The 24841-nt window shown below is 47.5% G+C and carries 19 protein-coding genes; 2 read left to right on the top strand and 17 right to left on the bottom strand.

The features are described 5' to 3' along the window. Positions 1 to 68: 68 nt before the first annotated feature. From NSQ20_RS04355 to NSQ20_RS04290, 14 genes are all read right to left on the bottom strand, one after another. Entirely contained in the window at positions 69 to 3416 is a 3348-nt protein-coding gene (locus NSQ20_RS04355) for an ATP-binding protein (protein ID WP_340031910.1), read from the bottom strand. An 88-nt stretch (positions 3417 to 3504) separates the two neighbouring features. Then, complete coding sequence (locus tag NSQ20_RS04350) at positions 3505 to 4464, bottom strand: ABC transporter substrate-binding protein (RefSeq protein WP_340031909.1); 960 nt, start codon at positions 4462 to 4464, stop codon at positions 3505 to 3507. Between the two features lie 2 nt (positions 4465 to 4466). Further along, positions 4467 to 4682, bottom strand: coding sequence for a hypothetical protein (locus NSQ20_RS04345; RefSeq protein WP_017690588.1), 216 nt, complete (start codon positions 4680 to 4682; stop codon positions 4467 to 4469). A gap of 48 nt (positions 4683 to 4730) precedes the next feature. Then, positions 4731 to 5462: a hypothetical protein gene (locus NSQ20_RS04340; protein WP_340031908.1), complete on the bottom strand. Its 732-nt coding sequence runs from the start codon at positions 5460 to 5462 to the stop codon at positions 4731 to 4733. Between the two features lie 37 nt (positions 5463 to 5499). After that, positions 5500 to 6243, bottom strand: coding sequence for an SDR family oxidoreductase (locus NSQ20_RS04335; protein WP_340031907.1), 744 nt, complete (start codon positions 6241 to 6243; stop codon positions 5500 to 5502). Beyond that, positions 6240 to 6545, bottom strand: a complete 306-nt coding sequence (locus NSQ20_RS04330; RefSeq protein WP_083684981.1) for a phosphopantetheine-binding protein — start codon at positions 6543 to 6545, stop codon at positions 6240 to 6242. The genes NSQ20_RS04335 and NSQ20_RS04330 overlap by 4 nt, the downstream gene beginning before the upstream one ends. Before the next feature lie 39 nt (positions 6546 to 6584). Further along, a complete protein-coding gene (locus NSQ20_RS04325) occupies positions 6585 to 9044 on the bottom strand; it encodes a beta-ketoacyl-[acyl-carrier-protein] synthase family protein (RefSeq protein ID WP_340031906.1) in 2460 nt (819 codons plus the stop codon). 16 nt (positions 9045 to 9060) lie between these two features. Further along, positions 9061 to 9897, bottom strand: coding sequence for a GNAT family N-acetyltransferase (locus NSQ20_RS04320; RefSeq protein WP_076253770.1), 837 nt, complete (start codon positions 9895 to 9897; stop codon positions 9061 to 9063). A gap of 7 nt (positions 9898 to 9904) precedes the next feature. Beyond that, positions 9905 to 11209 (bottom strand): cation:dicarboxylase symporter family transporter, encoded by a 1305-nt coding sequence (locus tag NSQ20_RS04315; protein WP_340031905.1) that lies wholly within the window; start codon positions 11207 to 11209, stop codon positions 9905 to 9907. 176 nt (positions 11210 to 11385) lie between these two features. Further along, entirely contained in the window at positions 11386 to 11754 is a 369-nt protein-coding gene (locus NSQ20_RS04310) for a hypothetical protein (protein ID WP_017690595.1), read from the bottom strand. Between the two features lie 100 nt (positions 11755 to 11854). After that, entirely contained in the window at positions 11855 to 14773 is a 2919-nt protein-coding gene (locus tag NSQ20_RS04305; RefSeq protein ID WP_340031903.1) for an NHLP bacteriocin export ABC transporter permease/ATPase subunit, read from the bottom strand. A gap of 25 nt (positions 14774 to 14798) precedes the next feature. Continuing rightward, positions 14799 to 16955 (bottom strand): NHLP family bacteriocin export ABC transporter peptidase/permease/ATPase subunit, encoded by a 2157-nt coding sequence (locus tag NSQ20_RS04300; protein ID WP_340031901.1) that lies wholly within the window; start codon positions 16953 to 16955, stop codon positions 14799 to 14801. 43 nt (positions 16956 to 16998) lie between these two features. Then, positions 16999 to 17958 carry an NHLP bacteriocin system secretion protein gene (locus tag NSQ20_RS04295; protein ID WP_340027546.1) on the bottom strand — a complete coding sequence of 320 codons (960 nt, stop codon included), beginning with the start codon at positions 17956 to 17958 and terminating at the stop codon, positions 16999 to 17001. Next, positions 17951 to 19171 (bottom strand): ABC transporter substrate-binding protein, encoded by a 1221-nt coding sequence (locus NSQ20_RS04290; RefSeq protein ID WP_340031899.1) that lies wholly within the window; start codon positions 19169 to 19171, stop codon positions 17951 to 17953. The genes NSQ20_RS04295 and NSQ20_RS04290 overlap by 8 nt, the downstream gene beginning before the upstream one ends. Before the next feature lie 257 nt (positions 19172 to 19428). On the opposite strand from NSQ20_RS04290, the gene NSQ20_RS04285 reads away from it, so the two are divergent. Next, the gene (locus NSQ20_RS04285) at positions 19429 to 20148 is read left to right on the top strand and encodes a response regulator transcription factor (RefSeq protein ID WP_076253775.1); all 720 of its coding nucleotides are present in this window, start codon (positions 19429 to 19431) and stop codon (positions 20146 to 20148) included. 100 nt (positions 20149 to 20248) lie between these two features. On the opposite strand, the gene NSQ20_RS04280 is transcribed toward NSQ20_RS04285, so the two are convergent. The 3 genes from NSQ20_RS04280 to NSQ20_RS04270 form a co-directional block, all read right to left on the bottom strand. After that, positions 20249 to 21238, bottom strand: a complete 990-nt coding sequence (locus NSQ20_RS04280; RefSeq protein WP_340031897.1) for a phosphotransferase — start codon at positions 21236 to 21238, stop codon at positions 20249 to 20251. Positions 21239 to 21406: 168 nt separating this feature from the next. Continuing rightward, positions 21407 to 23182: a sulfate permease gene (gene sulP / locus NSQ20_RS04275; RefSeq protein WP_340031896.1), complete on the bottom strand. Its 1776-nt coding sequence runs from the start codon at positions 23180 to 23182 to the stop codon at positions 21407 to 21409. Positions 23183 to 23348: 166 nt separating this feature from the next. Then, the gene (locus NSQ20_RS04270; RefSeq protein WP_017690603.1) at positions 23349 to 23678 is read right to left on the bottom strand and encodes a metalloregulator ArsR/SmtB family transcription factor; all 330 of its coding nucleotides are present in this window, start codon (positions 23676 to 23678) and stop codon (positions 23349 to 23351) included. Positions 23679 to 23872: 194 nt separating this feature from the next. Between NSQ20_RS04270 and NSQ20_RS04265 the strand changes: the two genes are divergently transcribed. Next, the gene (locus tag NSQ20_RS04265; RefSeq protein ID WP_340031895.1) at positions 23873 to 24817 is read left to right on the top strand and encodes an alpha/beta hydrolase; all 945 of its coding nucleotides are present in this window, start codon (positions 23873 to 23875) and stop codon (positions 24815 to 24817) included. Positions 24818 to 24841: the final 24 nt, after the last annotated feature.

The following is a 24841-nucleotide window of genomic DNA, read 5'->3' as shown; positions in this document are numbered from 1 at the left end:
TGAGTACTCGTTTTTCCTGTTGAACGCCACTCATTAATGGCTTAATTACTGTAAATCCTTGTCTTTCCCTAATCCAGAACATACAGAGGCAACGTGAAATAAAAAGAACTCCCTTTTCCGACTTCACTTTCTACGTGTATGTTTCCATCATGATACTGAATAATTTCCTTCGCAATCGCAAGTCCAATTCCACTGCCCTGAACCACATGCCGATCATGTTTCTCACGGAAAAAGCGATCAAATACAAATGGCAGTGACTCTTCCATAATACCCGCTCCATTGTCCTCCACACGGATGGTAAGTCGTCCTGGAGATTCACCGTCATTTTCCCATTCCTCAATGGAACAATGAAGACGAATCATTCCACCTGCACCTGTATGCTGAATCGCGTTAAACACCAGATTGGTCAACACCTGAGTAATCCGATCCATATCAATCACGACTTGATATTCACTTCGCTGAGCAGTCGTAATGTTCATCTGAAATTCGTAGCTCATGTCAGCACGTGCGATGTCCAGCCTGAATTTGTCCTGAATGGTATCCATTAACTCCTGCAAGTTCATCATGATAAAGATCATTTCAGACTTGCCCGACTCCAGTCGGGACAACTCGAATAGATCGTGAATGAGACGGTTTAGCCCCAGCGCCTTCACCAAGACCATTTGCAGATATACTTTTTGATCCTCTTCATTATCCACCAATCCGGATACAATTGCCTCCACATAGCCCTGAATCGCAGTCATCGGTGTGCGCAGTTCATGCGATATATCGCTCAGCAATCGTCTGCGTGACAATTCCAGACGGCCCATATCTTTATTTTTCTGCTCCAGCTCTACTGTACGATCCTGAATACGATGCTCCAGGTTGGTATTTAACTCGGATAACTGCTGATTCAACTCTTCAAGCTGCTGTGCGTTCAGACTCAGCTCCTGAGCAGACCTTTTTAACAACAACAGTGTGCGTACACGGCTTATGAGTTCATTACGTCCAATAGGTTTTGATATATAATCATTGGCTCCGGCGGCAAAACAGGCTGTAATTGTATCATCTCGATTACTTGCTGTCATAATTAGAATAGGTAACTCAATCAGACTGTAACGCTCCCTGATCAATCCGCATAGTTCATATCCAGACATGCCGACCATCATCATATCCGTGATCACCAGATCAAAATTCTGCAACTCATTGATACGCACGAGTGCTTCAGTGCCACTGTTCGCAATTTCAAACACACATGCCAGTGGTGCAAGCTGCTGAATCACCACCTGCAGGTTAACGGGCTCATCGTCCACAATTAATACACGATAAAGTTGGCTCTCCGATTCTTTCGCGGAACTGACTTCCCTATTAAGAGCATGTGAACTTGCTGTCTTAACTTCTGCAACAGAACGAAGGGTGCTTACACCGTTCTGAATGGATTCATTGTTTTGCTTATCCGGTAGCGCAGTTGGAACATTCTTCTTATGCTGCCTGATGGTGAACGAGAAAAGGGAGCCCTGATTCACTTTCGACTGTACTTTAATCTCTCCTCCATGCAGCTCGACAAGTTGCTTGGTGATTTTCAGTCCAAGTCCGGTACCCGTGTTATCAATGGATTCCAGCTTTTCGAATGGATTGAAAATCATTGCAAATTTATCCTCCGGTATGCCAATCCCTGTATCCTCTACCTGAATTTCAATATCGCCCTGCACAATCCGTGCACGAATCACGATATGACCCGATGGTGTGTACTTGATCGCATTGCCGACCAGATTAAACAAAATTTGCTGCATTCGATTCTCATCTGCTTCGATCGGTGGAAAATGGGGATCAATTCGATTATGTAATAGAAGATCCCTACCAGTAATGAGCGGTTTAACCACGGTGAGGACTACCTGAACTAATTGGTGCAGATTTATTTTGGTTCGATTCAGACGTACATCGTTATTTTTAAGAAGTGCATAATCCAGAATATCGTTAATCAGAAAAGACATACGTTGACCACTTGAGACGATCATGTTCAGATGCATTCGCTGGTTATCTTCCAACCGGTCATCCATGCTGTGTAGCAACGACTGCGTAAGCCCGATAATTCCGTTGAGCGGTGTACGAAGCTCGTGGGAGGTATTGGCCAGAAACTCATCTTTTACCCGATCCAATTCAAGCAGGCGCGAAGATAAACGTTCATTGGTTTTCATGGCATTGGAAAATTTGGTGGATACAATAATCGACAGACAAAGAATGAGAAAGAGAAGACCATATGAGAAATAGATTCCTGTTTGAATTATACCGTTATTCATTAAAATATCATTCACTACGGTAATGAAGAATACGATGGTACCTGCCAGCATCCAGTGTGCCCCAGCAAGTTTTTTCATGGCAGCTCGGACCACATTTTGAATGATCACAATCCCGATCAGAATCGCGTATGCCTGCATGAACAACGCAAACTTCGTATATACCTGAGTAGGTGTGAACAGGATAAATACAGTGAATAGCAACCCTGGAATCCAAAATATACGTAATCGTTTGGACATCTCGTTGGGGAATATGGAGTAACAAAAAAGTAGAGCAAGTGGAGAGCTGCCCAAGAAGCCTAAATACTCAATTTTAAGGAACGTATCACCACTCATTCCCGGAATAAGCTCTGATAAAATGTACTGGGAATCAGAGCTGTTCTTCATGGCCAGCAGAATGCAGATCAGACCAAAATACAGAGACTCCCGATTTTTGCGCAACAATGCATACAACAGGATATGGTAGAGCCCCATAATCAACATGCAGCCAATAATCATGCTCTCGGATACAATTTTGTATTTCATGGATTGATTCAATTGATTATATTCACCGATCGTTAGAGAGCCAAACAGACCCGCTTTTCGATGTGTATAGTTCGAAACTTGAATGATAATATCAGCTTGAGTCTGCCCTGCCTCCATTCGGATTAGAGCAGGCACCTTATATGAAGAAGATTCCTTTAACGTTCGTCCGACAATCCCACTTTCGGATACCAGTTTGCCATTAATCCACAATCGGTGTGCGGAAGTTATCCCTGAGGTTAGTAATCCCAGCTCTATATCTTGCTCAGGTAAATCCACCACCAGACGATACGTGGCGAATCCCGTATTATCCAGCTTATGCCCACTGATTTCATAATTCCCCCAAGATTCTGGAACATTAACGTAACTTACCTGACCCGTTCGTTCACTGGCAAAATCCTTGGGCTCCAGCAATTGTTTCCAATAGAATGCCCACTCGCCATCTAACCGACTTCCTTCTCCAGAGGACAGAGCTTCACTGGTAATCGTTAAACGCCCATCCTGAACTTCTGCATTCATCTGATTAGAAGGTAATTCAATCAAGATCAGTACCGTAAAAATCAGAAAAAATAGCATAACAGGGATGATGTAATACAGGAAAGAAGTACGTTTATTCATGAGATTCCCACCACTGTGTCCCCTCTTTTAACTGAATAAAAAACCGAACCACCGGGTTCATGCATGTATCATAGCACAACCCTATTGTTCAGATGCCATAGTTTTCAAGCCAGCGCTGAATGTTCTTCTCCTGCATGTGAAGATACGTATTGATCCACTGGTGGAGATGCATGCGGCGCGGATCAACGGCGATGGCAATATCGTCATCCTGATCCTCCAGCTGCACATATTGAAGGTCAAGGGAGTAGGCAGGATTCTGATCCAAATAACGTGAAATTTCAAAAGCATCATAAACTGCAGCGATCACTTCGCCTTGCCGCACACGATCAAACAATTCGGAAGTATTCTTGTAGGCAATCTGTTTTTGCGTAGGGAAGAGCTCACGTGTGAAACCTACGTAAGACGTGCCTTGCACAATGCCGATCTGTGTTCCACGTTGCTGAAGCAGCGTTAGCACATCGGGAAATTCGTTTTTTTTGCCAAGCTCCGCAAGTTGAAGGCGGTTAATCAGCAGTGCTTGTTTGAAATGGAGATACGCATTGGAGAACAGTACTCGCTTCGCCCGCTCCAGGGTGATACTCAATTTGGATATGCCGACATCCACCTCCCCGGAAGACACCTGATCAATCACTTCATCGAAAGAATCCGCTGTTCGGATATACTCCGGTTTAACTCCAAGCTTAAGAGCGATGTCGTTGGCAAGCTCAACATCGCTCCCGCGCAGTAACCCTTCTTCATCGGTGTAAAAGAACGGATAACGGTCCTCTACCTTCAATCCAATCCTCAGCTTGCCCCTGCTCAAAATATCCCGAATATCTTGCGGATATCCTTCTAATTCTTCCGCAGTATAAACTCTTGGCTCACTTCCCTTAGCTGCCTTAGATGCTGTGATGTCCGTTTCTGTTGCCCGAGACGGAGCCGTTTCAATCTGCGGACTTGCTATGGTTGATGCAGCGTCTCGGGATACGCTTGTACAGGATGAGAGGATAAGTCCTATGATTAACATGAACAACAGCAAGCTGCACAGCCGGCCGTAACTTCTGATCATGGTTAGCCCCCTTCTCCTGCAAGTGGAAGCTGCGTTTTGCGAAAACAAGCTGCACATACGCTCATCTCGTACACTGCAATTCGAATGTGGCAGACTTTGCAACGCGCAATTGAAACAGTCGCCAGTCCACCGACAACCTCTTCCAGTTCTTCTTCCAGCAGTTCATCGGACTGGCGGTTCTCCTGCTCCGCATCGTTTCCATTCTGTTGATATCCCATCTTCTGCCTCTTTCGAAGATTACTGAAGCCGTATTGTCTCAGATCATATCAGAGAACAGACGGAATACCGTAACCCCACGTTATATTTTGACCACTCATGCCCTGACCATAATCAAGTAACAGGCCTAGACCTTGTACAAGCTCTTCCAATTCAGGCACAGAAGGTTTTAAGGTGAACATATCATAGATCTTCCTTCGACTTCGTCCGGCATTTATGTGGTTCTCCATACGGTAGTAACCAAACGTTAACGTATTGACCGAGACTCGAAAAGGCGTCATCTCTTTGGCAAAGCTTTTGACATATGCCTGGGCACCCTGGTTATACACCGGAGAAGAAGGAAATCCACTATAGTGCATCATATCTGCCAGTATGGGTACGATCATCTGTCCACTCTGTTTACGCGCCATAAAATGACCTGCTGCACGGGTATATAGAAAGAGTTCACTTAACTGACGATGGCTGGTTAGAGCAAAAGCCGCCGGATCACTTTGGAGCTTAGACAGTTCATCCACCCAGCTACTACCATGAATATAGAAGTCGAGCCCCTGCATATGCTCGGCAGATGCTGACAGTACGGATTCAATTCCCTTCATTCCCAGGTCCGGCGCAACGATAGTCCGGCAGTTCTTCTGGTCGTGCACAGACAGATCGGAATGAAACTGCTCTGCTTGTTCTGAAGTGGCGAAGCTTGCTGTAATCTGCAAGCCACGATGTAACAAATATACAACCATCATCTGCATAACTGTACTCTCTGCATGATGCACATACGCCGTTTTCATTAGCTTCCCTCCCTCTGAGTCCAATTCAAGTTTGCCCTTAACGCAAAAAGCCGCCATCCAGTTTTAATGTCTGTCCGGTATGATAACGTGCCGCGGGTCCTGCGAGGTATATTACCGCCTCAGCTACCTCTTCCGCAGACCCTTGCCTTCCGGTGAGGGTGTGGCGCAGAAAATCATTCAGCTTCTCTTGCGACACCTCCCCCGTCATCTCGGTATCAATCATACCTGGTGCGACGGCACTGACCTGAATGTTGTGTGATGCATACAGGCGGGCATATAACTTCGTCAGCCCCATCAAAGCGCCTTTGGAAGCTGCATAATTACACTGCCCTTCCCGGCCATATATACCGCTCACCGACACCAGGTTGATAATGCTTCCACTGTCCTGAAGAACCATATAGCTGACTGCTTCCTGTGAGCAATAACAGGCACCAACATAATTGGTGTCCAGCACCTCATTCCACTGGTGCTCTTCCATCCGCAGTGCCATCTGGTCGCTCGATCTTCCGGCATTATTGATCAGGACATCCACACGACCAAATGTATCAAATACCTCTTTCATCACATCCGCTACAAAAGCATGGTCCGCAACAGAGCCCTTGAACAACTGCATCCGTCCGCCTGCTGCACTCACCTCTTCTGTTAGCCGGTCCGCTGCAGCGTCATCCCTGACATAAATGCCTGCCACAATGGCTCCCTCTGCAATGAATCTCATCGCTATGGCCCGCCCTATGCCCCGTGTTACCCCCGTAACCACAACGACGTGATCACGAAAGGTCATTGGCCTCGCGTTCCTTTGGTCTTTCTGGCCATAATCAGTTCGGCAATAGATTGCACATTTTTCAGATGAATCTGCAACTCTGTCGCGGGAAGGTCCTCGACCATCACGCCGTATACTTCTTCCATACCAACCATAACCTCAAACGCCTCCACAGAGTCCAGTCCCAGTTCTTCACCGAACAAAATCATGTCATCCGTAATTTCCTCTGCGGTGATGTCCTCCAGTTTGAGCCGATCAATTAACAACGTTTGTTTGATTGTCTGTTTGATCTCATCCATCTCTACCTCGTAATTCACTGTCATATGTGTAAGCCTCCTATAATTTTTTTCAATTAACACGGTTCACTCAGCGACGCTACTGACGATTGCCGCAGAATAACTGCCATTAACGGTAGAACTGATGGTCAAAATATGCTGATATGCAGATGTTCGCTCAGGCAGGCCCAGATGGGCGTAGGTACCTTTGGCAAGTTCGTGCATGGCTCCCGGGCTTACAAGCTCTGCAGCCGCCGCGAGATGTAACATCGAACTGTACGATTCTCCATAGCCAGCCCATGCATTAAGGTTAATGATCGGCACAGATGGTACGGCCACAGCTTCCCCGATCGAAGATATGGCGCTCTGCTCTAACTCCAATTCACCGGGACGTCCCACTGAATTGAGCAAAATCAGATCCATTTGCCCCATGCTGGTTTCAGCTTCATGGAGTGCATCGGTAACTGCCCGGATCAACGCCTCGCTCTGTCTCGAAGCGTCATGTGCTGCGCCAGAAGCAACACCGAGTCCACTCAATTCCGCATAGATCCCGGATCGCGTCTGATCAGCTTCTTCCAGGTCACTGAGGACCATACAGACACTGCCTTCCGTCATCTCGTAACGGCTGTCCTGCAATCCCTTGGCCCGGTCGATATCCTCCGCAAGCTGGGATCGTTCATCTCCAGCACCAATCAGACAAGACGTCAGGGCTCCCTCTCGGATCTTGCCCGTTGCATACAATGCGGCAGTCAATCCCTCAGTGCCTCCTGTGCTGAAGGAGCTATTGAATCCCTTAAATTGCAATTTCTCAGCCGTCTGACCAGCAATGGAATTAATGACCGTATGCGGGAAATAGATCGTACTTGCATACTCCGGGCCTTTGACAAATACAGATTCCAGAAAGTTCGAAATACTGCTCGTGCTTCCTCGTGCTGTACCGTAGATAAAGCCCGTATGTTCCCGCTGAGACTCGCCCAGCGCTGCATCCTCCAGCGCTGCAAGGACTGCACCAATCGTATTCTGTGTGAGCTGGTTCATTCTGCGCTCATATTTGCTCTTATCGTAATCTTTTAAGGAGAAGAAGGACGTCTCCGTTACCTGTTTGGTATCCTTACCGAAAGCCCCGAGTACACTTCCCTTACGGATATCCCCTTTGCTGACGGCACCCACTCCAGTAATGACAACACGTCGTCGGGGGACTGCCTCGCCCGGATGCCCTGCAAGTGAATTCTCACGTTCAGGATTCTGCACGCTTGAATACCGCTCTTCTTCAATTCCATTTGTACGCAGCACAAGCGAAACATTGTGTCCTCCGAAGCCAGAATTGTTGCAGATCATATATTCCGGGCGCATCGGACGCATCGAATGTTGAATGATATCAACATCCTCGCAGCCTTCGCGAGCTTCTTCAAAATGAAGCGTAGCGGGAACGTATCCTTGCCTGATAGCGTAGAGCGAGGTAACCAGCTCCAATGCAGCCGAAGTACCTAATGTATGACCAAAATAGGCTTTGCTTGAGCTGATAGGAATCGACAGATTAGGCCCGAAACTACCCTGCAGACCACTAATTTCAGCACGATCATTTGCCTGTGTTCCAGTCCCGTGTGCGTTTACGTATTCAATATCTGTTTTGGATACTCCAGCAAGGCTGATCGCCATCTCCACTGCACGTTGTATACCCGCACCTTCCGGGTGAGAAGCCGTCATATGATGGGCATCGTTACTCAACCCATAGGCACATAATTCAGCATAGATCGTAGCACCACGTTCAAGTGCGGCGTCCAGTCTCTCCAGAACCACAAAAGCAGCACCTTCTCCCAGATTCAATCCGTATTGGGTGCTGAAGGGTGAAGAGGGACGGGAATTAAGTGCACGGAGTACATTAAATCCGGCATATACACTATGCGACAATGGATCAGATCCACCAGCGAGCATCACATCGGCATACCCCCAGCGAATGAGATCACTTGCATAGCCTATGGCATTACCACTCGCAGCACATGCCGTATTTAACGTTGCGACCGGACCTGCCACACCCAGAACTCGCGCTGCATCATCGCCCTGCTGATAAAATGGATACCGGGACGTATGATCAACGTCCAACTCAGACAGGTTCCACTGTTCTTCCAAAGATAGAACTCCACCGTTACACGTACCCAGCGTGAGTCCGATCCGCGCAGGAAAAACGGATGGCTTTCTGCCTGTTCCTTTTGCCCTGTCGTGATGTTTCATGTTATCCGCATGTGCTATTGAAAGGCCACTATCGATTAACGCTTTCCTCGCAGCAGCGATGGCATACCGTGCACATAAGTCCATGGATAGCTCCGCTGTGCCTGCAAGTGCTCCTTCACGGATGGAATCCTCCAACTGACCTGCAAGTGAACTCTGTAACTTATCCGTGTCGAAGCGGGTTACTTCCCGAATTCCGGTCTCAGCAGCAAGCATACGCTCATATACCATCTGCGGGTGATCGCCAAGTGCGCATAATACGCCCATGCCTGTAATCACGATACGATCCTTCGTGTTGGTATTCTCTCTGTCGCTCATATTCGCCCTCCTCTCCTTATCCCAATCGGATATAACTGCTTCGCTTCTCACTCGTCTTCCAAGAATACGGTGCAAGCCACTGCCGGGAAAGCTTCATCATGATTGGTGTACTTTGGTTAACTGTGAACATCGCGTGGGGGATGCCTGCCTCCGTTTGAACCCGGATGGATCTGCCCAGCATCTGAAAAGCCAGACCGAACTGTTGATATTCCGGCGCAATATACAGTGCATCATACAAGATCGTGTCCTCGTCCAGTCGATACGTCATCGACCACCCCTGAACTCCCTGTGTGGATTGAATACCGAAGCTGTTGCTTGGTTCCAGGGGAGCAAAGGTTTTGAACGGAGACAAAAATGAAGGGAAATCAAGCTCTCCTGTTTCAATGGATTGTCTAAGTTGCCCCTCTTCCTGATCTGCCCATAGAAATAACTCCAGCCCATTGGGGATAGCTCGTTCCCTTAACCAGGTCGCCTCAGCAATTCCGCTTCCAAGATGGATATGGAAAACGACTGATTCACATTGCGGCTGTATCCAGCCTTCCTTATGCAATAAAGCTTCGATCGTATCCGTCGAAGACTTGTCAGAGTAATAGCTCAGAGAGAGCGTAGCCATTTCTTTCTCCATACCTAAAATTCGTGCTTCCTGGAGCAACGATGTAGCGATTTTTTGCCTGCGCCATGGCTTCGATACGAAGATACACTGTAAGACTGCATGCCCGTATCCACCCCGCTGCTCAAGCACAAGCAGGCCCACGGGGACACCTTGCGATTCTGCTCCGATTAACATGAACCGTTCAGATTCCATTGGATCATTCAAGCTCTGTTCCACTTGTTTGTATAACCACTGAAACATGAACGATTTATACTTCAACCTGTCCTGGAGTGTTAGCCGTTTGATAGTGATCATAGTTATCCTTTCTGGCTGACAATAGTGAAGTGGTTAGACATTGTATGGATACATTCGCAGCCGTAATGATAGGATCAATAATTGGATTCATAGCCAAAAGCAGAATGATGGTGACCTCGGAAGGCAGACCCAGCATCTCCGCAATAACCGCGATCATGCCAATAGAGACAACACCCGGGGAGCCTGCACCAGCAATCGATATCACCACAGCCCCTGCAAGCACCACGATCCACTGCGACAACGTAAAGTCAAAATCATACAATTGGACGGTAAAGGTGATGCCAAGCGTATACACAAGCACCATACTGTAACGGCACATGATCATGCCCAGAGGTACGACCAATTGTACGATACGCGGATCTTGCTGAAGCTTCATACTCAGTGCCTCCATACAGGTCGGAACGGTGGCGATACTATTCCGTGTACCGAATGCCAGAATTAACGCATCCTTCAATGCAGACAGGATGACCCGGACAGGCTTCCGCAATGTTACAGCCATGATCACAATAGATAGCACAATCAGAATCACGCTGGAAATGTAAAACATCATAATCAACTTCATCATGGCAGGTAGAATATCCAAATTTAGTGTCGCGAACTGCCCTGCCATCATACAGAAGAGTGCAAAAGGCAATGCGTACATGGACCAGGAGATCACCTTTTGAAACGCTCCAAACAATACATCAGCAATCTTCAGCACGTCATCTCCCTGCGGTGTCCGCATCATGCCGACTGCCACCCCAACGATCACGGAAAAAAACAAGATTTGCAGCGTATTGTTTTCCGTCAGCGCTGTGAATATATTGGATGGAATCATGTTAAGCAAAAACGAAAATATCCCCTGCGGCTTCTCTTCGATGGACAGGGCACTGTTATCGGCGCTCAGATCGTATACAATAGCCCCAAGTACATGTTTGGATTCTTCTGGCAGCCCTGCACCCGGACGAGCGATTCCACCAAGACTGAGACCCAACAGACCACAGAATATCAACGCTATGGTATATACCATGCACATGCGAACGATCATCTTCATCGCTCCGCTCTGGATAAACAGACTGCCGATGCTAGAGATGATGGCGGTCATCATAATGGGAATGACACACATCTTCAAAAAGGACAGATACAGATCGCCAAAACGTGATACGGCATGAGCCAACTCAGGAACGTATAATCCTGCCGCAATTCCAGTTACCATACAGAGCACAATCATCCAGAATGATTTGATCCATTTCAATGAGAAAGCTGTCTTCCTTGACACGCAGGCACCTCTTGTTCGTCATTGTAGCCATGGTGACTGCTGCACTGAATTCCTGTTCAGACAGCGGACTTTTTGGCTCGTGTTAAGCAATTTGGAGTGCGATCCTACCTGGGTAGGGGATCACACTCCAATTCATTCCATGCTTTTTAATATAAGTATGAAGTATATAAGGAAGACTACTTGGCTTGTGCGTTACCGTAATTCTCTCCAACACGGATGGCTGCTCTTGCTGCATCCTCGGCAATACTACCCACGCCATTGAAGAAATCAGTTGCGCCGTCTTTGCTACCACCAGCCACAGATTCCAGCTCGGTTTCTGTCAACTCATCCGCCTCGCCGCGTGCTTCTGGCAATACAATCGTTGCGTGGTAACCTGTTCCATCCACTACATTGATTTTGAACTCACGTGGTACTTCTTGACCCGTTTCTTGCTGAATTGCTGCGTAGATGTCGCTTACAGCCAATGCGCGGAATGCTGCATCCGAACTTGCCTTAGCCATAACTGCATTAACCGTTTCTTGAATCTGCTCTTCTGTCCAACTCATGTAATGATTCCTCCAATAGATCGATTTGGTTTCTTACCTTATTCAGCATAACAGCCCAGTTTCAAGCAACGCTCAAGGTTACTTCAAGTTTAGTTCAAATCTACGCCAGCTGACGGCTGGCCAGTTCCGCGAAGAGCCCATTCTGCTCCATCAGCTCCTGATAGGTGCCAGACTGAATGATTCTGCCTTTATCAAATACATAGATATGATCCGCCTGCGTAATCGTACTGAGCCGGTGTGCAATCACAATCCTTGTCACCTGAAGCTTGCTGAGGCTTTGGCTGACAATACGCTGTGTCCGGTTGTCCAATGCACTTGTTGCCTCGTCAAAAAAGAGAATCTTCGGCCGTTTGGCAATGGCTCTGGCAATCATTAAACGCTGCCGTTGCCCACCGGATAGTGTACCTCCACCTTCGGAAATTACGGTGTGCATGCCCATCGGCATGCTGCGGATGTCATCATCGAATCCAGCCATGGCTGCGGCCTCCCAAGCATCCTGAATCGTCAGATCCGACGTTCCTGTGATATTCGTGAAGATATCACCGGACATCAGTTTGCTATTTTGTAACACCACGCCGAACTGACTCCGAAGCAAGCTGATATCAAGCGAACGCAGATCCTGACCATCGAAATAAATAGAACCGCTCTGAGGTTGTTCGAAACCCAGTAACAATCGCATCAAGGTAGACTTTCCACAGCCTGATGCCCCGACAAAGGCTACATATTGTCCTGATTTGATATCCATCGACAGGTCGTTCAACACAAGTGCCTGATCCTCTTCATACCGGAACTGGATATGGCGAATCTCGATCGCTCCACTCACCTCACCCGGATCTTCCAACTGATCATGGATTTCAGGTAACGTTTTGAGAATGGGTTTGGCTCGTTCATATAATGGAACAATGTTCACCACGGATAATAGTGCTGTAGCCATACCGAGCATGGCCATAAGGAAGCTGGTAAATGCAGCGAAAAAGGCGATAAACTGTCCTGCCGACATTTCTGAACGGGTAGATACCACCAGGTAGAACAACACCATTGATGTCAGCAATGGGAAAAAGGCTTGAAATACACTGGAGAAGCTATCCAGCATCCGAACTTTATAGGACCACTTTTTCTGCTCCGCAAATGCTCTGGCCCACAAGAAGAAAGCCCGGTTCTCGGCTGCTGCCATCCGAAATTTGCTCATTCCGTTCAATAGCTGAAGTACTGTTCCGGCAATCTGTCCCTGAAGCTCCAACAATCGGCGCTGGTAACGTACCTGTAGCAGGCCAATCGCAAAGGTAAATGACATGGAGATGAGGACAAGACCACCCGCCACCAAGGCAAGAACAGGACTATACCGGAACAATAATGCAAATTGAAAAATGGAGAACACACCTGTTAGCAGCGAACTGATTACTGCACCGGATAACAGCTGCCGAATCGCATTGATGCTTCCCGCTCTGGAAGCCAAATCTCCGGCTGAATAGTTTCGGAAGAACGAAACCGGCAGATTCAGCAATCGATCCCAGATGGCAGCCTGAACCGCATTCTCCACGCGTCCTTCCATACGCAGCGCGGCAAGTGAACCTGCGAGTCGGAACAAGGCAATTGATAACACGACCGCGATGAGGATAAAGGCCATCTGTACCAACGGCCCTCGATAAGACTCCGGTATAATGGTATCCACCAGAATACCGCTGGCGAGCGGGACCATAATGCCCAGTAATCCAGCCAGTGCCCCCATCAGAATCACCATCACGAGATCCCGACGAACCGAGTGGTGAGCACCATACTGAAGCAGGTCTTTGATGCCAAGCTCACGGGCAGGAAAAGGCCGGTAAAACATGTACGCCATCGGCTGTATGGTAGCCGCCATTTCATCATTAACGAACCCATTTTCCCCGTGCAATGGATTCTCCCATCGATAAGAATTGGCCCCTGCCGGGATTAATGCAATTGGCTCGCCTGATGTCTCCAGGTATCCAACAAGCGGTCCATTGTCGGCTTCCCACCATTCCCCTTTAAGTGCGACCTGGCGGGAACGCACACCGGAAGCTTCCGCCATCTCCTGGACAGGTGAACGCTTCGATTGACTTTTTAATTTTCGTGTAACAGGCTTCATCACGATACCAGCATAGTCCCCAACGATCTTGCCTACCGGGTAAAGCGGATCAGTAGAATAAAAGGAGACAACTTGCTGCTCATCCGGCCCGGTAACGGCAATCAGTTTTTTGAGCGCATGGTCCATTAAGGAATCATCATGCTCCGTACGCTGTTGCAAGCGTTCCTGTTCCTGCAAGCGTTCCTTGGCAACCACGACCGCAAGCCTATTGGCGACTAATCGATGGAAGGCATATAACCCGTGAAGTGACGGATCTGTGGGTAACCAGGACTGTGTTACTTTTACATCGACCACAGCCGCTTGTTGCGTTTCCAGCCAGCCCGAGGACGTTACGGGTATGTAACAAGCATCTTCTGTAGTAACGGGATGTTCTTTCCCCCAGAGTACCATGCCATCCTGTACTTTAATCCATACGGTACGCATCGGCCTCCAGGTCTGATCAGGTATCAGATTCTGATCTTCCCCAGGTTCCAACAGTGTAAATTCAAGTGGTGAATTCCGTACATTCAGTGCTGCCGACCAACTACCAACCCACTGATCTACCCTGGATGCCAGCCACTCGTTATCCCACTGGTCGTTTACTCTTCGGTTCAGGAGTAACTCCTTATCTATCCGGAATACTTTGGTACCGACAGACGCTGTTAACAACAAGCCCATTCGCTCCACCATCTGACCATTGTCAAAGCCGAACAAGAGCGCTCCCTCATCCAGACTGAACATATAACGGCGTTTATGTCTTGTTCCGGCGTTCTCTCCTTCCATGACTACAGCGAATACATCCACGTAACCGGAAGCCACGTACCATACACTGTTCTCATCCGTGATCAGAATAGGGTTATTTCCTTCCACATCATGAATCGTTCCAACCTTTGTAAAAAATGACTCCATTTTCGGCCTGATCGGCTCTGCCACGCTTTCACCCCCTTCTGCACCCCTGTTACTGACTCTGAATAAGACGGGTGTAATATCCGTTTTGCTCCATCAAAAACGTATGCGTTCCCCGTTCAATTATCTTCCCGCGTTCCAGTACAATGATCTCATCGGCATCCCGGATGGTACTCAAACGGTGAGCCACCGTAATACAGGTCAGACCTCTGCGCCGAAGACTGTCATCGACCAATTTCTCTGTTGCCGGATCAAGTGCACTCGTCGCCTCATCCAGGATCAGAATCGACGGATTGCCTGAAAGGGCTCTGGCTATTTCCAGCCGCTGTCTCTGTCCTCCGCTGAAGTTACCGCCATTCTCCGAAATCATGTGGTCATACCCACCGCTACGTTCTGCGATATGGTCATGAATGACGGCATCTTTGGCTGCACGAACGATATCTGTCTCCGGAATCGTTGCATCCCAGAATGTAATATTTTCCTTGATCGTGCCTTCAAGCAGCACAATCTCCTGATCCACAACGGCCAGGGAATTGCCCATCCGATGCCTGGAGATCTCATCCCGACGCAGATCATCAAATCGAATCTCACCTTCCCACGGTTCATATATTCCGGCAATCAGCTTTGCGATCGTGGATTTTCCGCTGCCCGAACCGCCAACCAGAGCCACCTTCATGCCTGGCTGAATAGACAGATTAAACTGATCAATTAACGGTGCCTCCAGCTTGCTGTACCCGTATGTCAGATTACTGATCTGTACCTGACCGGATAACTTGGCACTGTCCTTCTGTTCGTCTGCTTCATCCAGATCCGATTGAATCTGACGATCCACCGGATATTGCAACACGTCATCCAAACGTTTCATGCTTCCTCCTGCTTCCTGAATCGTTCCTGCCAGCATGACCATCTCATTCACAGGCTGACTGAAGCTTGCCGCAAGACTTTGAAAAGCAACCAACGAACCAATGGTCAATGCCCCGTCCATGACTTGAAAACCGCCAAAAAATAACACGGCAACAGCCCCCAGACTGGTCAACAGTGTGGGAACAGACATCAGAAACTGATTGGATACGCCAAATTGCTGATTGGATTGCAACAGTTTTGCCTGATAACCTGACCATTTGACGAAAAAATCAGACTCAGAGCTATTGGACTTCAACGTCTCAATAACCTGAAGTCCATTCATGGAGACACCCTGCATCTTGCCGCTTTCCTGCAACAAGCGCAGATTCTGATCGTTGCGCTTACGCGTGATGAATTGCATGAATATAACATTAAGCAGGGATACCCCTGCCGTAACTACAGCTAGCAATACACTGTACTGCAACATCAGGAGCAGATAAAACAGGATCATGACACAATTCAGTGCAGCGACTGCCAGCTGTCCAGACAACAGCTGCGCGACCCGATCATTGATGGCCACCCTTGATGCGATGTCTCCGCTATGCCGTTGGGAAAAAAATTCAATCGGCAACCGGAGTACATGCCAGAAAAAACGACTGGATGAGCTTAAAGCCAGTTTCATCTCCAGTCTGAGCAAGTAGTAGCGCTGCAGCCAAATCAGCAATGCACGCAGCAGCGCCGTTATTCCCATACCAACCAGAAGCGGGAATAACCAATTGTTCAGATGTCCAAGTAAGACCTGATCAATAAAAATTTTGCTGAACACCGGAATGACCAGACCGGGCAGAACCAGAAACAATCCTGCTATAATCGCATAGACCAGTGCCTTCTCCGAACCTTTGATTCGACTGGAGAGAGAGCTAAGCAGACTTGACGTTTTGCCTTGTGGGACATAACCCTCCGCAGGCTTCATCGTCAGTACAACACCCGTGAACGACTGATCCAATTCCTCAAAGGTAATCTCCCGCGGGCCCGTAACCGGATCATTGAGGAACACCCGATCCTTCTGAATGCCCTCCAATACTAGAAAGTGATTGAAGTTCCAGTGGATGATGACCGGCCATGGCATGTTTCTCAGATCCTCGGGATTTTTACGGTACCCTTTGGCTTCCATTCCATATTGCCTTGCTGCCTTGAGAATATTGTTCGCTTTACTGCCATCACGGGACACGCCACAGGATATCCGAAGCTCCTCCAGTGGAATGAAACTTGTGTAATAGGAAAGTACGATCGACAGTGAGGCAGCTCCGCATTCTACAGCTTCCATTTGTAATACCGTCGGCGTTTTCACTCTTCTTGGGGCCACTACTCCATCATCCTCCCTATGCCTGTTCGACTATATTGACTCCTCATTTGAAATAGGGAATGACGGTTGCAATCGGTCGCTGCGAATGAACCGTAATGGTTCCATCCATCGTCATTCCGCTATTCAGACGCACAGGCGGACCTTGTTTCGTTGTCCAGTTATATCCACTCGACAACTCCGAGTTAGGTGAGAGATTCACGCGTACTTCCAGCGAGAGACCTTGTGAGGCCATCTGCTCTACAAGACCCTCGTTACCTAATGTAGACTGTAACTCTTGTACCGTTACGGGGAATTCAGATACCGAAACGACCTGCCCGATCATGGAGCCATATTCTTCACGATTAACGGTACTTGGCGAGACACGGACTTCCATGCCCGGAAGTAACTGCTTGCCTTGATTTACGGGCACATATATAACCCCTATTAATTCATCCGTCTGAGACCCGTAGGTCTCCATCCGGAACATCTCCGTTCCTTCACCCACATACATTCCATTCTTAACTAACACCTCGGTGACCTTTCCTGTGTAAGGACTGACCACTTGAGTCTGGTACTCATAGTTCAGTAACTGCTGCTCCTGCTGCTGTTTTAACTTGCCCAGCTCCGCAACACGTCCTGACTTGCCTTGAGATGAGGCACTTTGCAGATTGGTGATAGCAAGCTTCGTTTGCCTGATCTGGTCAAGCAATGCCGGTTGCTCGATCCGACCAATCACCTCTCCTTGCTGAACCGTATCATTCTCCACCACTGCAATATCGGAGATTGCGCCTTCTGAAGAGGTGTGTACCGTTTTTAGGCCGCCCGGCCGAATCAATACACCCTGTCCTTCTGCCCTCGTGGTCATGGTGCCAAAGATTCCCCAATACAGCGCAGCTGCCAGAATTAAACCTGCTCCGATGAGCATCAACCAGCCGCGGGGAGAGGTGACACGTACCAGATTATCCAGCTGTTCAGGAGAAGACAGCCGCTCAAGGGCTACTTTTCGAAAAACCTGTTTATTCATCCTGACCTCCCCCTTTCGCTGAATCTCGTGATGAATCTGAAACGGGCGTCTCATTCAGGGTCTGAAATTTGCCCTGCTGTAACTTCTTCATTACAATGCTCATTCCCTGAACATCACCCTGGGTATCAAAAAAGTGTTCACCCGTAACCCCCTCCCAAGATGTAAGGTCGGACAAAGCTTCTGCTATCGCTTTCGGACTTCGTGAACCTGCTTCTTCTATACCCGCAGCGAGTAATTTCAGTGAATCATATGCCTGTGCTGCCCATTTGTCCGGTGCCTTACCATAGTGTTTAATATAGGTTGATCGAAAATCTTGATTGACGGTCGATTGTCCCTGATCATCGTATACGGAAGCGACGATTGTGCCTTCTACGGACCCGCCGCCTTGTGCAAACTCAGCCGAATCAAGCGCATCTCCCCCAATGATAGGGGTATCCATACCCGCCGCACGGATTGCTTTGACAAACGTAATGCCTTCGTCAGCCCTAGTCGCGACCATGATCAGATCCGTGTCCAGTGTTTCCCATTTATTCGCAATCCGCATCATGTCGGCTCCGTCCTTATAACCGGATACGCGGTCAACCAGATTCTGTCCGGATAGGGTAGCCTGACGTTCAAATGCATTCGCGAGCCCTCTACCATACTCGTCATCGGTATAGTAGATTGCGATATTCTCATGTTTCGTGCCCGCAGCATACAGGGCAAGAGATTGCCCGATCTGATTATCATTCGGTATATTTCTAAAAATATAAGGACTGCTCACATCGGTCAGTTTGGGCGAGGTCGATGCCGGAGACAACAGTACAATGCCCGCATTGGCATATATACGTGAAGCCGGTACGGTTACGGAAGAACCCCGATGTCCAATGACCGCGCTGACGGAGGGATTATCGGCAAATTGCTGCGCAATGGCCATGCCCTTTGTCGTGGAAGCGCCATCGTCCATCTCCAGCAATTTAATTTTTTTCCCTCCCAGAACACCCTCTTTGTTAATCTGCTCCAGCGCCAACTGAAGTCCTTCACGGAATTGTTCATTCTGCTTTTCAAAAGGCCATACAGCTCCCACGATGACTTCATTTGATGAGCTTCCAAGCGTCTTTTCTCTGATCTGGTCTGGCGCAGTGTCAGATGAACACCCACTGATTACCAGTGCACCAAGCAGTACCACACTCCACAACACCCATTTCAGGCGATTCCCCCCACTTCCATTCACTAGACCTATCTCCCTCCAGAGCTCAAACCTGGAACGCCCAAGTTTTAATATCATTAATTATAGAAGGAGCCTAATCATCAAGACCATAAATTGAAATTCAAGTTAACCTCAATTTCATATCAAATTTTATGTATCCAATCGACTTATCCCGGTCCACATGCGATACTTGAAACAGAATACATCGAGGACTTTCGACGAACGATTGGAAGGATACGGACTTTGACCAAAGCGATATACATAAGGAGAATGAAAGCCCTATGTCTTTGAAAAACACGATTTTGATCGTCGATGATGATCATGAAATCAATGAATTGTTAACGATGTCTTTGAAACGGGAAGGTTTTCAGACTATATCTGCATACACTGGCGTGGAGGCACTTCGAGCTGCACAGGAGCATTCACCTGATCTTGTACTCCTGGATGTGCTGTTGCCTGGGATGGATGGTTTTCAGATCTGTAGCGAGATTCGTAAAACGAGTAATGTGCCTATTTTGTTCGTAAGTTGTAAGGATGAAGCCACAGACAAAGTCATCGGACTTGGGCTGGGAGGGGACGACTTTATCTCCAAACCATTTAGTCCAATTGAGCTGATTGCACGAGTCAAGGCTCATATTCGGAGAAACAACATGCCACAGAAACAAGAGGAACAGGTGGATGAAACGCTGGTATTTGATCAACTACTCATCGACCCAGCCACCCATCGTGTACTCGTCGGTGACAAACCCATTGCTTTGTCGGCCAAGGAATTCAAATTATTGTTCCATCTTGCGAAGAACCCTAACCGCGTATACAAAAATGAACAGCTTTTCTCGTTGCTCTGGGATGATGTGCATATGGGCGATACGCATACAGTTATGGTACATATCTATAATCTGCGGAAGAAGCTGGAACAAAATCCGGCCAAGCCACACTATATCCGTACAATTCGGGGTGTCGGGTACAAATTCAATGACAAGCCTGTTGAATTCGCAGAGTAAACGTATTACAGCACACAGGTATGTACGTTCATTCAAACTAAAAAAGCCGCCAGAATGGCGGCATGATGATGGTAACTATATTCTCTTTTTCATTGAATGATTAACTAACGATATCTGCTTCCCGGAATTCTTCCACGAAACTATCCAGCCAATCCGAACCATAGTCCAGCGCACCCATATCACTCTCAATAAAAGCAACATCTAGTCCCATCACCCAGAATCGGCGAGCAACAATAAAGAGATCAACCGCCTGCTCATCTTCGGCAGAGAAACTTCTGACTGAACGATATCCTGCCATGAGCGCATCCCATAATGCTGCTTTTCGCTCATCAGACTGTCTTTTTCGAACTTTCACTTGAGCTAAATCATAGGCACGCCAGCCTTTGGCTGCCCACTCGAAGTCATAATGGATGAACTGATGTTCCTGTTGAAACACATTGTTATTCCCATGCATATCGCCATGGCACAGACCAAAGTCCAGCTCTTGTCTGGAAGTGGCAACGATGCGTTCTTTTAACGTTGTGGCAAACGTATGGAGAAATGCTGCTGCTTCATTGTTCTCACCGATATAGTGGATAATTCGCTCAAGGGGTTCGTCAATAAGTAACTTCAGATCCAGCTCATATCGTGGCAGCTCCATGTTCACCTGATCCATAGCCTCATGCAATTCAGCCGCAGATTGACCAAAGGCGTAACAAGACTCCTCATCCTCCAGGTTGTTCTCCGTACCCTCAATATACCGAAACATTACAGCAACCCGCTTGCCTTCCGCAGCCTCCAACACCGTATATCCCGTATGATCTTTCTTCTCGATGTATTCTCCAATGTCGGTATGTTCCGCAGAACCTAGAACGTTCTTCAGTTGAGACAATAATGAAAGCTCATACTGAACATCTGCCTCCGTGATTTCAGTGCGGTAGATACGGAGAATGTACATGCCACTGGACGTGCGAACCCGGTAAGTATCATTCAGTCCTCTAAGCCAAAACAAACATTCTTCCCATGTTCCAATGTCATAGTGATTCCTCAATGCAGACTCCAGGTACCTGGGGTTAAGCACTGAACGTAAAGCAGTCGGTTGAATGAACATATGGTTGCTCCTTCGGTTTAATATGATTATTTCTCATCTGATGAACGATGTAATCCTTTCACCTATCAACCTATAACATAGTATATTTTTCGTTTATTTTCCAGAATATATATTTTGATAAGCAAATACTCTCTAGACTCTTATAGCTCCATCTCTCTCATCAGCAGGTTAGATAGGGCTATTTACATTGACTTGCTTTCCAGGTTTCAGCAGGTTATTACACTCTGGGTCGGTGCCAGCGCTCGACAATGCAGCACATTCACGAAAGGCAAAGTGTTTGCACCCCCTACATTTCTGAACATCCAGATGCACTAATGCATAATTGATGGCTTCACCCGTGTGCTCAAACATATGATCCGAACCAATTCGTTCAATCAAACCTGTTCTCTTCAACATCTCCAACGGTTGCGCCTGAATGCCTGAAAGTAAAATCCTGCCCCCGGATCTCTCCATATGTTTGACAACACGGGCCAGATTGGATTCACCTGTTGTATCCATAAAAGGCACCTTACCCATGCGTAACAGCAGAGTGCCTGGTCGCCGATGAATCGAATCCATGACCGACTTCTCGAACATATCCGCTGCGCCGAAAAACAGTGGCCCTTCAATTGTGTATAGGCTTATTTGCGGGCAGTCATGTCCTTCCCGAACCATGTGGGCCATGACTTTCTCATGTTTATGATCGGGATCGGGTAGTACTTTGGCAACCTTCAACATCTCACTCATCCGTTTAACAAATAAAAGGACCGCCAGAATCAACCCAACCTCTACAGCCGTTGTTAAACTTGTAAATACAGTCAGCAAAAAGGTAATCAGCAGAACGAGTGAATCACTCGTTTTGGTTTTCATGACATGTATGAAGGATCTCCGTTCACTCATATTCCAGGCAACCAGCATGAGAACAGGAGCCATACTGGCAAGAGGAATGTGGGATGCATATGGCGCAAAGAGAACAAGTACCAGCAAAACCACTACACCGTGAATCACGCCAGACCATGGCGATACTGCGCCGGATTTGATATTTGTTGCTGTGCGTGCAATCGCTCCTGTTGCAGGAATACCACCAAACAACGGCGTCACCATATTAGCAATCCCCTGCCCAATCAACTCTCGATTGCTGTTATGCCGACTTCCGGTCATGCCATCGGCAACAACTGCGGATAGCAGCGATTCAATTCCACCCAGCATGGCGATGACAAAAGCGGGTTGCAGCAAGTTCACGATACGTTCCCAAGTGATCTCTGGCACATGAAACTGAGGCAAGGAGTTAGGTATGGCGCCAAAGGACGAACCAATTGTAGCCACCTGCCCTTCAAAAAAGAACGTTGCGACTACCGTCGAAAGAACCAGCCCCACCAGTGATGCAGGCACCTTCGGTGCAAACTTGGGCACAAGCAGAAGAACAGCCAGACAGATTCCAGCTGTAAGCACACTGTATATATTAATCGTCGAGATATGCATCCCGATTTCTTTCATATTGGACCAGAAATCTTCGTGTTTCTCGATGCCTCGAAGTCCTAGAAAGTTCGTTATTTGTCCGCTAAAAATAATGACGGCGATCCCTGCCGTAAAACCGATAGTCACCGGCTTTGGAATAAACTTAATTAATGCCCCAAGCTTGAATACGCCCATTAGTACAAGCATCAAACCGGCCATCATTCCGGCGATCAGCAGATTCTCATATCCATACTGCATCACAATGGCAAATAGGATCGGAATGAATGCCCCCGTTGGCCCGCCAATCTGGAACTTGGACCCACCCAGCAAGGAAATGAGAATCCCTGCGATTACTGTGGTATACAATCCATACTCCGGTTTGACCCCGGAGGCGATGGCAAAGGCCATACCGAGTGGAATCGCAATGATACCTACAATCAGTCCTGATAACAGATCCTTGCGAAAAGCGGCAGCATTGTACCCTGCATATCTCCCCATCCATTTCATGTACAAAAACCTTCTTTTCTTCATATATTTGAATATTTGAATATATTTAAAAGACTACTCCCCTGCATACGTCCTGTCAATCGGATTACGCACAATCCCAGCAGGAACCTAACACAAAAAAACAAGAACCTCCGGAGATTACACCCAGTTGCTCTTGTTTATTGTGTCAGGACTCTTTACGAATATCTTCCAGCATGGAAATGGCATCAACCAGATGATTGTCAAAAATCTGTTTGGTGACTGCCAGCAGGTCCTTAATCAGCGGATCACGCAGCGAATAGGTGACGGTTGTCCCTTCTTTGATTCCGTGGACAACGTTTTTGCTACGCAATACAGCCAGTTGCTGTGAAACAGCAGAGCCTTCCGATCCCAGAATGCTTTGCAGTTCATTCACGTTCTTGGCTCCTTCACTCAGCAGCTCCAGAATCTGAATCCGCATCGGGTGTGCCAACGCTTTGAAAAAATCCGCTTTAAACTGTTGTATGCTCTGATTCATACGCTATGCCCCTTCAATCGAACTTTTGAAGATGCAAATATCATAACATAGAACGGGTACCATGCTTTACTCTAACCGTAAACGGTTTGATGGAAAAATTAAGATTGACCTTGAAGTACACTTCAACCTTTATACTTTACTTATAGTCTCCACAGACCGTATATCTGAACTCCATCAGGAAGGGTGATTCCTTAATGAACATGTATATCCATAATCATAAACGCTCGTTAACGAGCTTTCTATTCGAGAAATATATCGGAACGTTAGATACCAAGAAAACTTTTTCAACACGCGAGCTTACCCGCAAACACCTGGATCATATGGGCTTGGAAAACATTAAACCTTATACCTTGGGTAAAACAAAACTGTCATCTTCCATTAAAGATCGCTCCCATGAAGACATGCAGGTGTTTACATTAAACGATCAGCATTCCCGTGAACAGAAGGTCATTCTCTACATTCATGGCGGGGCGCATACACACCAGCCGCTGTCTTTACACTGGAAATTCATGGACCGCATGGCTCAGGCTCTGAATGCCAAAGTTGTTGCTCCCATCTATCCAAAGGTTCCGCATTTTAATTATCAGCACACGTATCCGAAACTGCTCAATCTATACAGGGATTTGCTTGCCTCCGTAGACGACCCGGCACAACTCACCATTATGGGGGATTCCGCAGGCGGGAACATATCCCTAGCCTTGGCCCATTATCTGAAGATGCATGATCTCCCGCAGCCCAAAGATATCATCTTGTTATCACCTTGTGTGGATATGTTGCTGGACAATCCGGTCATATTTGATTATGAGACCCGCGACCCTATGCTCGCTGTCGAAGGGTATGATGTCATCCGGCGGATCTGGGCAGCTGACAAACCGTTGAACGATCCGTTAATCAGTCCAATCTACGGAGATTTCGCCGGTCTGGGCAAAATCAGCATCTTTATCGGGACTCACGAGGGTTTGTTTCCTGATAATATGAAGCTCGACAAACTGCTGACGGATCAAAGAATCGATCATCAAACGTACGTTTACCCCAAAATGAACCATGTCTTTGTCCTCTATCCGATTCCGGAAGCCAGGGATGCGCAGCGTAAAATAATTAACATCATAAAAAGCTCAACACATGAAGCTGGACAATAAACTGCAAAGCCTTCCCATAGCCGT

This window comes from Paenibacillus sp. FSL K6-1122, assembly GCF_037977015.1.
In the GTDB taxonomy this organism is placed as follows: domain Bacteria; phylum Bacillota; class Bacilli; order Paenibacillales; family Paenibacillaceae; genus Paenibacillus; species Paenibacillus amylolyticus.
Note: the sequence above shows the minus strand (reverse complement) of the source record. Positions and strands in the feature narration are given on the sequence as shown.

Bases quoted from the DNA above. Each gene is read 5' to 3' on its own strand.
- NSQ20_RS04340 (WP_340031908.1), bottom strand. From the start codon at position 5,462: ATGAAAACGGCGTATGTGCATCATGCAGAGAGTACAGTTATGCAGATG.
- NSQ20_RS04350 (WP_340031909.1), bottom strand. From the start codon at position 4,464: ATGATCAGAAGTTACGGCCGGCTGTGCAGCTTGCTGTTGTTCATGTTA.
- NSQ20_RS04310 (WP_017690595.1), bottom strand. From the start codon at position 11,754: ATGAGTTGGACAGAAGAGCAGATTCAAGAAACGGTTAATGCAGTTATG.
- NSQ20_RS04280 (WP_340031897.1), bottom strand. From the start codon at position 21,238: ATGTTCATTCAACCGACTGCTTTACGTTCAGTGCTTAACCCCAGGTAC.
- NSQ20_RS04270 (WP_017690603.1), bottom strand. From the start codon at position 23,678: ATGAATCAGAGCATACAACAGTTTAAAGCGGATTTTTTCAAAGCGTTG.
- sulP (WP_340031896.1), bottom strand. From the start codon at position 23,182: ATGAAATGGATGGGGAGATATGCAGGGTACAATGCTGCCGCTTTTCGC.
- NSQ20_RS04320 (WP_076253770.1), bottom strand. From the start codon at position 9,897: ATGTTTCAGTGGTTATACAAACAAGTGGAACAGAGCTTGAATGATCCA.
- NSQ20_RS04285 (WP_076253775.1), top strand. From the start codon at position 19,429: ATGTCTTTGAAAAACACGATTTTGATCGTCGATGATGATCATGAAATC.
- NSQ20_RS04325 (WP_340031906.1), bottom strand. From the start codon at position 9,044: ATGAGCGACAGAGAGAATACCAACACGAAGGATCGTATCGTGATTACA.
- NSQ20_RS04345 (WP_017690588.1), bottom strand. From the start codon at position 4,682: ATGGGATATCAACAGAATGGAAACGATGCGGAGCAGGAGAACCGCCAG.
- NSQ20_RS04265 (WP_340031895.1), top strand. From the start codon at position 23,873: ATGAACATGTATATCCATAATCATAAACGCTCGTTAACGAGCTTTCTA.
- NSQ20_RS04295 (WP_340027546.1), bottom strand. From the start codon at position 17,958: ATGAATAAACAGGTTTTTCGAAAAGTAGCCCTTGAGCGGCTGTCTTCT.
- NSQ20_RS04335 (WP_340031907.1), bottom strand. From the start codon at position 6,243: ATGACCTTTCGTGATCACGTCGTTGTGGTTACGGGGGTAACACGGGGC.
- NSQ20_RS04355 (WP_340031910.1), bottom strand. From the start codon at position 3,416: ATGAATAAACGTACTTCTTTCCTGTATTACATCATCCCTGTTATGCTA.
- NSQ20_RS04330 (WP_083684981.1), bottom strand. From the start codon at position 6,545: ATGACAGTGAATTACGAGGTAGAGATGGATGAGATCAAACAGACAATC.